Annotated in this window: 14 protein-coding genes; 10 read left to right on the top strand and 4 right to left on the bottom strand. The window is 43.9% G+C overall.

What is annotated here, in order from left to right:
• Positions 1-133: 133 nt before the first annotated feature.
• From QZ942_RS05250 to QZ942_RS05205, 10 genes are all read left to right on the top strand, one after another.
• Positions 134-298 (top strand): hypothetical protein, encoded by a 165-nt coding sequence (locus QZ942_RS05250; protein ID WP_292993637.1) that lies wholly within the window; start codon positions 134-136, stop codon positions 296-298.
• Positions 299-598: 300 nt separating this feature from the next.
• A complete protein-coding gene (locus tag QZ942_RS05245) occupies positions 599-1642 on the top strand; it encodes an MJ1255/VC2487 family glycosyltransferase (RefSeq protein ID WP_292993636.1) in 1044 nt (347 codons plus the stop codon).
• A gap of 67 nt (positions 1643-1709) precedes the next feature.
• Positions 1710-2723, top strand: coding sequence for a diacylglycerol kinase family protein (locus tag QZ942_RS05240; RefSeq protein ID WP_292993635.1), 1014 nt, complete (start codon positions 1710-1712; stop codon positions 2721-2723).
• Between the two features lie 628 nt (positions 2724-3351).
• The gene (locus QZ942_RS05235; RefSeq protein WP_366836109.1) at positions 3352-4386 is read left to right on the top strand and encodes an ABC transporter substrate-binding protein; all 1035 of its coding nucleotides are present in this window, start codon (positions 3352-3354) and stop codon (positions 4384-4386) included.
• Positions 4383-6557, top strand: coding sequence for a cache domain-containing protein (locus tag QZ942_RS05230; protein WP_292993633.1), 2175 nt, complete (start codon positions 4383-4385; stop codon positions 6555-6557). The genes QZ942_RS05235 and QZ942_RS05230 overlap by 4 nt, the downstream gene beginning before the upstream one ends.
• A 38-nt stretch (positions 6558-6595) precedes the next feature.
• Positions 6596-7609 carry a hypothetical protein gene (locus tag QZ942_RS05225; protein ID WP_292993632.1) on the top strand — a complete coding sequence of 338 codons (1014 nt, stop codon included), beginning with the start codon at positions 6596-6598 and terminating at the stop codon, positions 7607-7609.
• A gap of 458 nt (positions 7610-8067) precedes the next feature.
• On the top strand, positions 8068-8892 hold the full coding sequence (locus QZ942_RS05220) for a sulfatase-like hydrolase/transferase (RefSeq protein ID WP_292993631.1): 825 nt from the start codon (positions 8068-8070) through the stop codon (positions 8890-8892).
• A gap of 9 nt (positions 8893-8901) precedes the next feature.
• Positions 8902-9816: a sulfotransferase gene (locus tag QZ942_RS05215; RefSeq protein ID WP_292993630.1), complete on the top strand. Its 915-nt coding sequence runs from the start codon at positions 8902-8904 to the stop codon at positions 9814-9816.
• Between the two features lie 30 nt (positions 9817-9846).
• Complete coding sequence (locus QZ942_RS05210; protein ID WP_292993629.1) at positions 9847-10257, top strand: hypothetical protein; 411 nt, start codon at positions 9847-9849, stop codon at positions 10255-10257.
• Positions 10258-10460: 203 nt separating this feature from the next.
• A complete protein-coding gene (locus QZ942_RS05205) occupies positions 10461-10619 on the top strand; it encodes a hypothetical protein (protein WP_292993628.1) in 159 nt (52 codons plus the stop codon).
• A gap of 161 nt (positions 10620-10780) precedes the next feature.
• On the opposite strand, the gene QZ942_RS05200 is transcribed toward QZ942_RS05205, so the two are convergent.
• The 4 genes from QZ942_RS05200 to QZ942_RS05185 all read right to left on the bottom strand — a co-directional run bounded on the left by QZ942_RS05200 (position 10781) and on the right by QZ942_RS05185 (position 14445).
• A complete protein-coding gene (locus tag QZ942_RS05200; RefSeq protein ID WP_292993627.1) occupies positions 10781-12082 on the bottom strand; it encodes an MFS transporter in 1302 nt (433 codons plus the stop codon).
• A 179-nt stretch (positions 12083-12261) separates the two neighbouring features.
• Positions 12262-13647 carry a class II fumarate hydratase gene (gene fumC / locus QZ942_RS05195; RefSeq protein ID WP_292993626.1) on the bottom strand — a complete coding sequence of 462 codons (1386 nt, stop codon included), beginning with the start codon at positions 13645-13647 and terminating at the stop codon, positions 12262-12264.
• A 224-nt stretch (positions 13648-13871) separates the two neighbouring features.
• Positions 13872-14204, bottom strand: coding sequence for a helix-turn-helix transcriptional regulator (locus QZ942_RS05190; RefSeq protein ID WP_292993625.1), 333 nt, complete (start codon positions 14202-14204; stop codon positions 13872-13874).
• Positions 14188-14445, bottom strand: a complete 258-nt coding sequence (locus QZ942_RS05185) for a type II toxin-antitoxin system RelE/ParE family toxin (RefSeq protein WP_292993624.1) — start codon at positions 14443-14445, stop codon at positions 14188-14190. The genes QZ942_RS05190 and QZ942_RS05185 overlap by 17 nt, the downstream gene beginning before the upstream one ends.
• Between the last annotated feature and the right edge of the window lie 1034 nt (positions 14446-15479).

The raw sequence follows: 15479 nt of genomic DNA, 5'->3' as shown, positions 1-15479 counted from the left end.
ACAAGCCTGCTTGGAATTGGATACGGTTCATGGCCATGGCAATTTCTCTTTGATGGGTTTGTTTGGGGCAGTATGCGCCTTATAATAGAAAAAATCGGGTTTGGCTGAACAATCTTTCTAATCAGGAGAAGTTTTGGGCAATCGTGTGCTGTATATCAATCATTATCTGAAAAACTACGATATGCCCGGGAATATGGATTCTGCCAATAGTGCGGCACTCCAACAGAAAGCATTGGATATCGGTAAGTTATGGTATGCCAATCAACGCGAACAAATCCAACAATGGATGCAAAACTGATTGTGCGAAAGCGCTTGCGTTTTTTACCGCCATTTAGCTACATCGGCATTAATAAAATTGTCACATAAAAGCAAAAAAACAGTCATTTTCTTGTCATAACAAGCCACTAAACTGCTCTGGTTTCATTCAATAAGTTGAGACTATGAAGCCACTGAGAAACGTTCATCAAAATAATTTAGCGCTATTCAAGTGGTCAATTGATACACGGCCACAAACAATCCCACAAAGCTTCCACAACGTAATCCAATCATTTGGTTTTGATATCAGTGTCGTACTAATCCGTTCAGGAGTCGTATTGAAATGAAAATATTTTATGGTATCCAAGGAACGGGTAATGGTCATATCACGCGCGGCCGGATTATGGCCAGGGAATTTCAGGCTGCAAATCTTGAGGTTACCTACCAGTTTACCGGCAGGCCGCAAGATAAATTTTTTGATATGGAAGTCTTTAATGGCTATCAATGGCGTGATGGTTTAACTTTCAGCACAAAAAACGGCAAACTCAGTCCTGTCAAAACTGTACTGCAATCCAAACCGTTAAATTTTCTTAGAGACATCAAGCAACTGGATTTAAGCAGTTACGATCTGGTCATTTGTGATTACGAGCCCGTAACCGCATGGGCAGCACGCCGGCAAAACAAGAAAACCATCGGCATCAATCATCAGTATGCATTTCACCATAACATACCGCGCGCAGGCAATGATCCGCTCTCTGAAGCGGTTATGAAAAATTTTGCTCCTGTCGATATCGGTATTGGTTTGCATTGGCATCATTTCGATCAACCCATATTGCCGCCGGTTATTGAAACCCCCATCATTTCCCAGCAAATACAAAAAAATAAAATTATTGTCTACCTGCCATTCGAGAATCAGCATCGTATGGCAGCACTGTTAGCGTCATTTAAAGAATTTGAATTTTTTATGTATTCTCCAGAGGTTATACCCTCTTCTTATGCACACGTGCATTGCAAACCGTTATCCCTGCAAGGTTTCCAGAAAGACCTGTCGGATTGCGCCGGTATCATTTGCAATGCCGGCTTTGAACTGGCCAGTGAATCCTTACAATTAGGTAAGAAAATCCTGGTGAAACCGCTACATGCGCAAATGGAACAAATTTCAAATGCAGCAGCTTTGCAAACATTAGGCTATGGAAAAATGATGCACAAAGTCGATTCCAGGATTATTGAGCAATGGCTGTATGAGACCAAAGCCATTCGTGTTACCTATCCCAACACCGCCCAATATCTGGTGCAATGGATAAAGGAAGGCATGCCGCCGGTTGATCAGTCTTGGTGTAATAAGATCTGGTCGGACGTAAAGGTAATACCGGTTGACTGGTCTTAATCTGAATCAGATGCACTGACTAAAATTGCCCTTTCAACTTATGATTTTAAAGCGCTGAACACCATCCATGAAAGACGATCTCTTATTTCAAACCAATCAATTGATTATTAAAATACCATCCCCGGAAAAAATCTTAATTATTTTTAACCCGATATCCAGCGCAGGGAACACAGAAGCACTTGCCTGTCAGCTGGAAATGGAACTTACTCTCCATGGGAAAGATGTTGAAGTATGCACGTCTGAGAAAAAGATGAAAGGGTATACACGCCTTTCAGATAACATCGCTGCGAGTGATCTCGTTGTCGTAGTCGGTGGAGATGGAACGATAAGAAAATTGTTAGATGCTATCAATAAAACGGGCACGCCTGTTTATGCTATCCCGGGTGGAAATGAATCGTTGTTTGCACGTTCCTATGAAATGAGTATCCATGCGGATGATTTACTCCGCGCAATAAATTCAGGAACATGTCTGCAGCAATTCTATGGTCTGATCAGCGGTAAAGGCATTAAAGGGGAGAAACCATTTTTCCATATGGCGTCGATGGGTTTGGATTCACTCACCGTCAAAAATATTGGCAAAAGAAAAGGCCCGCTCAATGATTCGATCTATATTTGGCACGGATTAAAAGCTTTGTGCTCGTTACATCACCCTACCGTATCTGTTAGCGTTGATGGCGAACTGGTCGTTGATCATGGATCCGGGTATATCATCGTAGCCAACAATTCAGCGTATGCAAGAAATTTGCAGCTTGTTCCTGCTGCTGACCCATCAAAAAACGAGCTTGTTCTTGGCTTCTTACCCGGCGCACGGCATCAGCATGAACTGATCAAAGCCATGAGAATTCTGCAACGTAAGCCAGCTAACTTACCCATGCAGTATTTTTCCGGCAAAAATATTTCCTGTACATTGCATGACCGGGCTTATCCGCTGCAAGTCGATGGCGATTATTTCCGCAATCGGGATATTGAGGCGGAAAGCACAGTCGATTTTAGCATCAGCCCGAGACCCATCCGTGTATTGATTCCATCCTGTCTGAATACAAATACATTGCAAATTTGTTCAATGCCAGAAAATTCATGAATTCATGAATTCATGCCCCCCCTCTCATCTGCGCCATTATGGATTCTGCACTCCCGGAAATTAATCAAATTTGACTCTGAGCTGATAATAGATTCACCATGCTGATCGAGATTTATTCAGTCAATTTCAAGCTGCAAACCTTCTTGTAGCTCATTAACCAGCGCTGTCTTAGACTATCTAACGAATTGGATTGGTTTCTACGTTGGAAAAGTTATAATAAAACCTTTCATTTTTTCAAGCAAAGCGCTTTGGCGAGCGCAATAAAGCAATAGATTATTATTCATACCGAACATGACTTGGAAAGTCATTAACCATTTCCGGATTTTAACTAGGAGGCTGTCCGAGAATAGTGATCGTAGCGAGGGAAAGCTATTTTGAGACAGATTTTTCGATTATTTGAGGCGAATAGTTATTCTATTTAACGAGAATAATCGGAAAATATGACCAAAATAGCTTTTCTGCAGTAGATCGCTCTATTCTCGGGCAGCCTCCTAGAAACTCTTTTCAACGTCATTTCTATAATAAACCAGGCATAAAAATGGATCGTCTGTGTAAAAAAAAGTGCTGCGCTTTCTTTATCTTAATGGCTCTTTACAGTTTGACGCATGCAGAATCCATTGAACTTGGCATGAGCACCTCACTCAGCGGGCCCAATCAACTGTTGGGACGCGCAATGTATCAGGGCATGAATGCTTTTTTCAATGAGATCAATCAGCAAGGCGGCATTCATGGCCAAATGATCAATTTGACTGTACTGGATGATGGCTATGAGCCGGATAGCGTCATGGCAAACACCAACAAATTGATTGATCAGCATAATGTCATTGCTATTGTCGGCAATGCCGGCACGCCGACTGCTGCCATTGCTGCACCAATGGCAGCTGCACGAGGAATAGTTTTTTATGGTGCTTTTACCGGCGCAGATCTACTACGCAAAACACCGCCCGATCCCTATATATTTAATTTCCGCGCTAGCTACCGGCAAGAAATGGAAGTGATTGTGCAGGATATTCTTGATCGCGGCATTTCTCCGCACCGAATCGCTCTTTTTCTGCAGGATGATTCTCTGGGACAGACTGGTTATGACATCACGAAGGCAGCCTTGGAAAAATTTGGTTTCAACCAAATCGATCAATTACTGCTAACACGTTATCCACGCAACTCTTTGGCAATACAGGGCGCTATCAATGCGATGATCCATGCTTCGCCCGAACCTGAAGCGATTATTATCGTCGGTGCCTATCAACCTGCTGCACAGCTCATACGCTTTTCGCATCGCATTTTCCCTAACACCCGGTTTTATAATTTATCTTTTTCTGCAGCCTATCTCCTGGCCAATGCTTTACCCGGGATACACGGACGAATTTATATGACCCAAGTTGTACCACCGGCCGAAACCTTTTCAGAAGAACAAAACTTTATCTGGCGGGAAGGCTATCTAGCCGCGCAGGTTTTGGTAAAAGCGCTAAAAAGCATTCCTGGGAATATTAATAGTGCCAGCTTAAAACAAGCCCTGGAGGCATTGGGTTCTTTCAATTTAGAAGGCTTCGGTACAGTAGCTTTCGATGCCAATGATCACCAGGCCAGTGATCATGTCTGGCTCACTCATCTGGATAAAACACGCAAATGGAATCGCGTAAAAGCAACGGGAGAAAATGATTGAAGGAAGTTAATCCACTTGAGCTGCCGGAACGCGCGAAATGGGCACTGGCTTCCTGGATCAAGAGTATTCTGGGCATTTGTACAGTAATTTTCTTGTGCATTTTTATTTCGTCAACCTACAACATGGTTCAGAAATATCGCGCAACTTTACAGCTATCCCAGCAACAAGCTGCTTTAACGACACAAAAAATCGCCAATTCGATTAACGATAAATTAACTACGCTAACTTTCGCCGCAGATGAACTTGCTGCAAATTTGCACGAAATTTCTTTGAACCAAGAAACAATAGAAGCCACATTAAAGAAATCAGCGTTAAATCACGTCGATTTTTATGCATTAGGCGTAGCTTTTGATTTATATCAAGCGGGACCGCAGTTCCGACTTTTCGCGCCTTTCATCCGCCAGGATGATTCCAAGTATCGAATGGATCGCGTTGATCTATATTACGATTACATTGGCAATGCGGGTTATAACTCAGAAAACAACAAAAATAATAACTGGTATCTACAGGCATCCAACGGAAAACGTGGCTGGTTAGCGCCATTCTTTGATGCGGCCTATCAGCAATACACACTGAAATATGTGCTGCCTTTGCATACAGCGGCAGAAACGGACAAAGTAGCAGGTATTGTCTTTTTAGATATCGGATTGGAGTGGGTCCGACAACAAGTCGAGAATCACGATGTGGGTAACAATGGTTACGCTATTGTTGTTAATGAATTTAATCAAATCATTTATCATGGACTGAAGGGTTCCAAAAAAGTGATTAGTGATTTGAATCAGGCCATCTCACCAGCTTATGTTGCAGAATTTAGTTCTGGAAAATTAGGAACCAATGAATTAACAGGGGGCTCTGCTTGGTTCAACAAATACCCAATCGGCGAGACTGGTTGGCATGTACTGTCGGTCATGAACGTAGAAATCGGTAAGAAACACCTGTTTGAAAGTGACGATGATGTCCATGTTATCTATAAATCTGACTTGATTAACTGGATTATCAACGCAGTCGCTTTAGGTCTTATGATCTATACATGGATCGCCATCGCAAAACGTCAGTTGTCAGTCGCGCAGCTATTACGCCACGCATTCTTCAGCTCACTGCTATTATTACTGGGAATCATGGCTATCTGGATCAATGAATACTACGCACCCTATCCGGTACAAAATAACTCTCTCATATTATCGAGTCGTGCCATTGTTGAACAATTTCAGAACGACTATTCAGTTACTTCGCTGAATGAATCCAAGAAACCGCCTTTTTTCGTTCCAACCGGTTTATTTATTCAGTCGATTGAGTTTCTAAACGCAACCAATATCGCGATAAGTGGCTATATCTGGCAACGTTACCCTAAACATTACGAAGAAGTCATTGAGCACGGTATCATTTTCCCAGAAGCCATTGAAACCGCCATCACTGAAGCTTATGAGCGCGAAGAAGGAGATGAAATTGTCAAGGGCTGGTATTTTGAAACAACTTTGAGAGAAACATTTGATTACAGTGTTTATCCATTTGACAAACAATTACTTTGGATACGGCTCTGGCATAAAGATTTCACAAATAACATCACGCTCATACCCGACTTCAAATCCTTTGATAGCCTCAATCCCAGTACTTTGCCGGGAGTTGAACGAGATTTTGTATTGTCAGAATGGAATTTATCCAGAGCTTTCTTTGATATCCGGGTCAATAAATATAACAGTAATTTCGGCAATATCCATTTTACTAGTCACGATAAATCACCCGAACTCTATTTTAATATTGAGCTTTCCAGAAGTATTTTAAATCCTTTCATCGGGCATTTATTCCCACTCGCGGTCGTGCTGTTGATGTTATATGCGCTTGTTCTTACCATATCAAGACAAGAATCCAGTTTAGCAATTACTGGATTCAATGTATCCACAGTGATTGCAGCTTGCTCAGCATTATTTTTCATATTATTGATTATGCATGTTCAGTTACGAGACGAGCTTGCAGTCAATACTATTGTATATATGGAATACTTTTATCTCATATCCTATATTACTATTCTGATGGTAACGGTTAATGCTGTTCTTCTTTTACAGGATACGCCGATGAAAGTGCTTGCATTTAAAGATAATCTTATTCCAAAACTTATTTACTGGCCTATATTGTTGGTCTGGATTTTTATCATCACAGCTATTCTATTTTGACAAACCATCTTCAATTTCAATGAACTCGAGGAGCACTTATGGAAGATTCCCAGTCGCCTGATCCATACAAACAGACGAATCTACGCTATCAGCTCTATAGAGAAGCGCGAGCCATGGCTGAATATGCGCTAGCCAACGGAAAAACAGTCCCTGAGCCGGTGGTACGGACAATCGATGAATTTACCATTCAAGACAATGCAGGCTTAAGTAACTGCATTAATGTCCGGTCAGACCTGGATATCGGTAGGTTACTTGCCGCACATAGCGCATTAACAAAAATAGTCGAACCGGCCAAACCAAATACCATTCTTTTGCTGGATATCGAGCAAGGTGTCACAAGCTTCATGAAATTCCTCGGTCCGGTTTCTCTGATTCGCCAAATGATGATCGCGGCGATTTTGTCTTTGGTCTTGTTTATTGGGCTTTCGCTGACCGAAGAAGTGAGTCATGATAGCGGCAATATCATGTCACAGGATGGCATAGAATTACTGTTAAATCTGATGTTTTACCTTGCCGCAGCCGGGCTAGGTGCATCTTTTGCCGCACTGTATAAAGCCAATACGTTTATCGCCAATGGCACTTTCGACCCAACTTATCACGCTTCCTACTGGATCCGGTTTTTTCTTGGATTGATTGCGGGTCTGATCCTTGCAATTATGGTTTCCGAAGAATACTTCAGCAAACATTTAAGTGAAGCCTCTTTCTTAGAAAAAGGGATTGTTAGACCACTACTCGCTATGTTAGGCGGCTTTTCTGCTGATCTCACCCACACTGTATTGAGCCGTTTGGTTGAAACAATTCGATCGCTTTTCACAGGCAGTCCTAAAGATAAAATTGCAGACGAGAAAAAAGCACTGCAAGTTGATTTTGTATCGCAACAAAACCAGCAACAAATGAACATGGCTTCTAACCTGATTAACCTTCAACAAGTAATCAATAGTGGCGCAACACCCGAAGAAATTAATCAAAAAATTGATCAGATATTGAAAGATGCGTTGCCTAATTCAGGGACTCAACTGAAATTTAAAATAGGAAAAGAAAACGATGATTAGTCAGTTTCTTGGTTCAATCCAGAACCGTAAGTTTACTCAGGAAACTTTGAATTACCCGCATTTGTCGCTCTGAACGTTATGAGGAATCTTCGGCAACCTGCAGTATAGATTTCTTGCTGTGCTAGAAATGACAATTATTCAGAGTCCCCTTAAACCCATTTCCGCAAAAAACACCTAATCATTAATAGAAATTATGAGGACTACGATAAGCGTTTACACTTTGACTGCAAACGTTCCGCCTCAGCTTGATAGAAATTGCACAGTCAGTAGAAGATTGCTAAGCCTTTTTAATGATGCTCCAATAAGGCTAGATATTGAGTAAATGTATCGTATTGGTTGCCGTATTCTTTGATTCAAACATGAAATAATGGTGTCATCATTCCTGCTGATTATCTCATTAAGATAACGTATTATTGCACGCTTTAATTTTTACCCCTCATTTGAAATATGGAGATTATATGCATAAGAATCATATCGTTTTTATTGTAATGGACAGTTGCCGGTATGACTCGTTTCTAGCTGCTAAAACGCCGAATATCGATCGCATTGGTGAAGCTGAGAAACGATACTCGTATGCTTCATGGACTGCCCCATCGCACTATGCATTTACCATGGGGATGATGCCGCACTCTAGTCCGGCCAATGTTTTTGCTTCCGAAGTATACAAAGAAGAATTTCTGCAATGGAGAAATCGAATTGGCTCTGAAGAGGTCTCTTTTAAGGATTTCATACCGGAGATATCGTTACCGAAGGTACTGAAAAACTTTGGCTATCACACAGTCGCTAAAGTATCGATGCCGGTACTCAATAAGCATACGCTAATTAGTCAACACTTTGATGAATATAAGCTTATGAGTCACCACAATGATTTTTCCGGCATGGTTTCTGAGATCGAATTCCCAGACGATACACCCTGTTACTATTTTCTGAATCTTGGCGAAACGCATTATCCGTATATGCTATCCGGTGATAATCTACCGCATGTTTCCGGGGTTCATGGCGTATTAAAAGATATCGGCAAAGATGTGGTTGATAATGAAGCGGCAAAAGATCAATCATTCAGCATGGAACAAATGAAAATGCTGCATAAACAACAAATAACCTGTGTAGAGTATGTTGATGGTTACATCGGCAAGCTGATGGAGAAAGCGCCTTCAAATACTTATTTTATCGTTACAGCCGACCATGGCGAACTTTTCGGTGAAGATGGTTATTTTGGACATGGGCCGATAATGCACGAAAAATGTTTTGAAATTCCATTTGTAGAAGGATTTGCTAAGTAGGTTATTGTTATGGCCGCCCCACTATTCCTTTTAGCGCCTCCCAGATCCTATACTTCGCTAGTCAACGCCATGATTGGCCAACATCCGGAGGCATTTGGTTTGCCCGAGTTGTGCATGTTCGTCGTTGATAAATTGAAAGAAATGTGGATGCCCCCTACTGATCCCAGAATCGAATCACAACCTACTTGGGCTATCCATGGTTTTCTTCGAGCAGTGGCTGAAATTTATGCGGGTGAACAAAGTGCTGCAGCAATCACTATGGCCCATCATTGGGCTATCGCACGAGAGGAAAGATCTATTGCCTCCGTATACCAAGAATTAGTAGCTAAGATTGATCCCTTGATCTCCGTAGAAAAGAGTCCCATCTATACCACATCGTTGAAATGCATGCTCTCAATACGTGAAGCGTTTCCCGATGCGCGTTTTCTTCACTTAGTACGGCATCCCATTTCACAATGCAAATCGGTAATGAGCCTGAATGAAGGAACATTTGCAAAGTATGTAAATTCTATTGAATTTACAGATAACCGGGCTATCATAGAACCGCAAATAGCCTGGCATGACCTTAATATCAATATACTCAATTTTCTTGATACTGTACCGAAAGAACAACAGCTGCGTATGCGAGGCGAAGATATTATTGAGAATCCCAGACATTACTTGCCAATAATTTGCCGTTGGCTTGGAATTCGCGATGACGATGAGGCGATTGAAGAAATGATACATACGGAACGATCTCCATTTGCATGTTTTGGCCCGTTTAGCGCGCTTTTTGGTAACGATCCTGCTTTCCTGAAAGGCCCTACTTTCCGCCCGCACAAGGTTAAAATACCATCGTTAGATATGCCAGTTCCTTGGAGAAAGGATAAAAAAGGATTGCGCCCGGAAGTGGTTGCAATGGCGCAGGAATTTGGCTATAAATAAACAAAATGGATTCGGACAGAGAATGACATTATGAGTGATTTAACCAATGAAATTAAGACTACCCGGAAAAAAATAGGCATCTCCGGTAGCGATGAACGGATTGCAGATCTAAGCAAATTAACACCTTTCCAGCAATCGCTCCGCCTTGCGACACTTCGGGAGTTTCAAGCAAAGAAGATAAAAAAGTATGTAAAAAAACAAGTAACTCAACTCAATACTAAACGCAAAATCGCCGAAGAAATTAAATTTCTATTTGATGAGCATGGGCAGCCTTCAGCCAATATGCCTATAGAAGACGTCGTTGAAGAACGCAAGCAAATCGAAAATCAAATTAGATGGTTTGAAGCGATAACTATCGAACTTCGCAATCGGCTCATTAAGATAAAAGAAATTGAAGATTACGCGCTTGATTTAATTGGTCAGGAAAGATCTGATAGTTAATTGATGCGTATAAACAGCACCATCTGGCACTTCTAATAAGTTAATCGCGCTAAACTTCCTCAATTAACCAAGCTTATTTTTCATCTTAATGATTTATCTAAAAATAATTTAATGCAAGATTATGGCGCGTAACATGCTATAGTTTCATTGTGACAAAGAAAAATTAGTGATACTTTTTATAAATTTTAAGGATGTCTTCATAAATGAAAATTTCAGCATTTTTAGTTGCAACATTTTTTGCATTAACTTTAGTAGCTTGTGGCAAACCAACTGCACCAGAAAGCGCATCTTCTGAAGGTTACGGAACAACACATGAAGGTCAACCAGCTGAAGGCCGTAACGAGCTTCCACCAGCTAAGTAATAATAGCTTTAAAGCAATAGAAATAATTTATCGTTAAATGTCGTGTAATTGACTTAGATGATACCCTGTAGGATCTGTAGTTTGTTCCTACAGGCGCTTTAAAAAATAAACCCATCTTCGTAATCATAAAATTTTCTGGTTTTTAGTTTAAAGAAAGTCACTTAATACTCGATCTTAGCCATTTCCCGCCCTCTCTTTTCATTTACAGTAGCAAGAAGCATAAGACCGAGGATAAAAAACACCAGTGTGCTGAGTATCGCTATCCGGTGATCCCCTTCAAAAATAACAATCATTCCGCCATATGTAAGCGGTCCGATGATCGCTGATAGTTTTGTAGCCAATCCCCACAAACCGAAGAATTCCCCTTGACGTCCTGGCGGCGTAAATTGCCCGACCAATGCCCTACCCGCTGATTGCGCGCCACCCAGTGCGGTGCCAATTAAATTGGCAGCTATCCAGAACAAAGCTTCATCCGTGGCCAAGTAAGCGCAAATAATCGCCGCAATCCAGATCAACAAGGTAATGGCAATACATCGGCTGGAGCCAATCCGGTCCTGTAGATGGCCAAACAGAAAGGCGCCGATAGCGGCCGTTACATTCACTACCATAATCAAGATAATCGTATCCTGGGTTTTAAACCCCATCACTTCTTGCGCATACACTGCCGCCAGCACAATAACGATATGAATACCGGAATAATAGGTAGTCAATGCGATTAAAAAGCGGAATAAGTCAGTGTGACGGCTGGCATAACGTAGCGTAATTCTTAGCCGTTCAAACCCCTTCCGTATCACATGTACATTTTGGATTGAATTTGAAACACCACTGCGTTCACGCAACCACAGCAGCGTCGGTAAAGCGGCGATGCCAAATAAAGCAGCAACAATCAGCGTGGAAACCGGTACGTAATGTGTGGCATCCAGTCCTTTATTTTCAGCATACGTCACATAAGCCAGACATAACACCAAAGCAAGCAAACCGCCTAAATAGCCCAGCGCCCAACCATACCCGGAAAGCCGCCCCATCGTCTCAGGCGTGCTGATTTCAGGCAAAAATGCTGCAATCAGATTTTCACCGCTGGCGAACATGAAAGTCGCGAGGATAACTAAAATAACCGCCAGGGTAATATCGCCAGGACCGACAAGGCTCAATAATGCGGTAAACAGCACGCAGCCTACTGTTGTAACAACCAGAAAGCGTTTCTTTGCACCGGAATAATCGGCGATAGCCCCTACCACCGGCGCACTGAGCAAAACCAGCGCATTGGCGCAAGCCATGGTCAATGTCCAAAGTAATGTGGCATGGCCATTCCCGCTCTCAGCGGCCACCACGCCGACAAAATAAGCATTGAAGATAGCGGTCAGTATGACGGTGGTGTAGCCCGAATTGGCAAAATCGTACATACACCACGCAAAACGTTCACGCCGGGTAGCTGGATCGGGTTTCTTGCTGGTTGATGGCATAGTGTGTACCGTAAGAACAGGGCAATTAACAGGCCGTTGAAAAACTATCTGCGTTGCCGCTGCGGTGTTAAAAATAGGCTCTAAATGCTCATTTATTAAGCATAAACTGCGCTTTTTCTCCTGTTTTTGCCTTGCATCGGCCACCTCGAAAACGTTTTTCAAAGGCCTGTTAAACCGCCCTACTTTCCTACCATTTTCTCTGGAATGACCCAGGATTCAAATTGTTCTGAAGTGACATACCCGGTGGCAATCGCAGCCGCTTTGAGCGTGATGCCTTCGCGATGCGCCTTTTTGGCAATCTCGGCGGCTTTGTCGTAACCGATGTGCGGATTCAACGCCGTCACCAGCATCAGCGAGTGCTGCATCAACGCATCGATCCGTTCGATATTCGCTTCGATGCCGGCGGCGCAGTGCTCGTTGAAACTGACCATGGCATCGGCGAGCAATCGCACGCTTTGGAGGAAATTATGAATAATCAGCGGCTTCATCACGTTCAATTCGAAATTCCCCAGTGCACCGCCCATGTTGACCGCGACATCGTTGCCCATCACCTGACAGCACACCATGGTCATCGCTTCCGATTGCGTCGGATTGACTTTGCCCGGCATGATGGAGCTACCCGGTTCGTTTTCGGGGATGCGTAATTCGCCGATGCCGCAACGCGGCCCCGATGCCAGCCAGCGAATATCATTGGCAATTTTCATCAGTGACGCCGCCAGCGTTTTTAACGCGCCGTGCGCATGCACCAATGCATCGTTACTCGCCAGCGCCTCGAATTTATTCGGTGCGGTGACAAACGGCAAACCGGTCAGACGCGACAATTCGGTGGCGACGCGCACGGCGAATTCCGGGTGCGCGTTCAATCCGGTGCCGACCGCCGTGCCACCCAGTGCCAGTTCGCACACATGCGCCATTGCGGCCTCAACATGGCGCAGGCCATGATCCAGTTGCGCCACGTAGCCGGAAAATTCCTGTCCCAGCGTCAACGGCGTAGCATCCTGTAAATGCGTACGGCCAATTTTGACGATGCTGTCGAACGCCTGCGATTTGCCCGCCAATGTGTCACGCAATTGCTGAATCGCCGGAATCAGCCGTTGCTGCAATTCCTGCATTGCAGCAACATGCATCGCGGTCGGAAACACATCATTCGACGATTGACCTTTGTTGACCTCGTCGTTCGGATGCACGATCCGGCTGGCGCCACGCCCGCCGCCAAGAATTTCCGAAGCCCGGTTCGCCAGCACTTCGTTCACGTTCATGTTGGTCTGCGTACCGGAACCGGTTTGCCATACCACCAACGGAAACTGATCGTCGAAATGACCGGCGATCACTTCATCGGCGGCTTCGATAATCGCTGCAGTGCTAGCGGCGTTGAGCAACCCCAAATCGTGGTTGACCTTGGCGGCGGCACGTTTAACCTTGGCCAAGGCATGAATCAACGCAACCGGCATATGCTCGCTTGAAATCTTGAAATTCTGCAACGAGCGCTGCGTTTGCGCGCCCCACAATGCTTCGGCGGGCACCTCGACCACGCCCATGGTGTCGCGTTCTTCACGGGTTTGCATGGGTAATTACCTCACTAAATGGGATGAATTAACAGGCCGTTGAAAAACTATCTGCGTTGCCGCTGCGGCGTTAAAAACAGGCTCAAAATGCTCATTTATTAAGCATAAACTGCGCTTTTTCGCCTGTTTTTGCCTTGCATCGGCTGCCTCGAAAACGTTTTTCAACAACCTGTTAAGGGATTGGTTGACCATGATTGCGATTTTGCTTAACCCAAACTCGCCCTTCAATACGCGAGCTGATCCAAGGTAATACCCATAGCCGTTGCGGCTTTCTCAAGTGTCGCCTTGCGCGGGCGTTTGGCAGCTTCGATCTGCGCGTAACCGGCTTGCGTAATCCCCATGCGTTTAGCCATTTCCTCTTGCGTCAGCATCAGGTATTCGCGCCAGGCGGCGAGCATACTGACTTCATTCATGATGCGTTTACCGACAACCTCGTTGGGAATCATGCCCGGGCGTACTACGCCGGGAAGTTTGACAAACTCAGCATAAGGCACGACGACAAAAGCCGGTTTTCCGTTGCTATCCAGGATAGTTTGGTAATTAATAAGTGCGCTCATCGCGTTTTTTCACCTCTTCAATATCAATAACATGCACGCTGCCATCAAACTCGAAAAATACCCGGTAATCACCAACCCGCAGCCGGTAGCTATACGTATGACTGGCAAGTTTCTTGACACCTTGGCAATCCGGAAAATCAGCCAACGACTGAACTTCTGTAAAAATTCTTTTGCGCACGGCGGCAACCTTGATTTTCTCAACCTGCTTAAGCGCTTTGGGTTTCCAGTCAATATCATTCACACTTATTATTATAAGCCTAAAATAAGTGTTTTAACAAAAAATATAAGAGTTAGGGTCTCTGTGAAGCTTTATTTCTTGAAATTCTGCAACGAGCGCTGCGTTTGCGCGCCCCACAACGCTGCGGCGGGTACTTTAACCACGCCCATTGTGACGCGTTCTTCACGGGTTTGCATGGGTAGTTACCTCACTATATGGATACATTGGGGGGCTGGTTTACTAAGGAGTCGCTAAATTACTCTAAACTTGTCATTCCGGCGAAGGCCGGAATCCAGAAAAACCAACAAACTGGACACCGGCTTTCGCCGGTGTGACGAATAATTTAGTATTCTCATAAGATTCCGGTTTAGCGTTTCATTCATTGCATATATGACGCTTTCTGTCCGAGGTCGCCACGACTGCTAAACGTTTTATCCGATTACAAGGCTCCTCGCGATTGCAACCAACATTATGAGCAGAATATAAAACCCCCATACTGCCGCCGAGCACCGCATCATCTTCAATGGCAACAACCCGTAGGTTGGGTTGAATGAAATGAAGCCCAACGATTGGCGACCTTGTTGATGTTGGGGTTCGTACCTCACCCCAACCTACGAGCTCTAAACTTGTCATTCCGGCGAAGGCTGGAATCCAGAAAAATCAAAGAACTGGACACCGGCTTTCGCCGGTGTGACGAATAATTTAGTATTCTCATAAAATTCCGGTTTAGCGTTTCATTCATTGCATATATGACGTTTTTTGTCCGAGTTGACACGACTGCTAAACGTTTTATCCGATTACAAGGCCCCTCGCGATTGCAACCAACATTATGAGCGGAATATAAAACCCCCATACTGCCGCCGAGCACCGCATCATCTTCAATGGCAACAACCCGTAGGTTGGGTTGAATGAAATGAAACCCAACGATTGGCGACCTTGTTGATGTTGGGGTTCGTGCCTCACCCCAACCTACGAGCTCTAAATTACTCTAAACTTGTCATTCCGGCGAAGGCCGGAATCCAGAAAAATCAAAGAACTGGACACCGGCCTTCGCCGGT

The organism is Nitrosomonas sp. (genome assembly GCF_021731985.1).
Classification (GTDB): Bacteria; Pseudomonadota; Gammaproteobacteria; order Burkholderiales; family Nitrosomonadaceae; genus Nitrosomonas.
The sequence above is the reverse complement of the archived record's forward strand: the minus strand, read 5'-3'. Positions and strand labels throughout refer to the sequence as shown.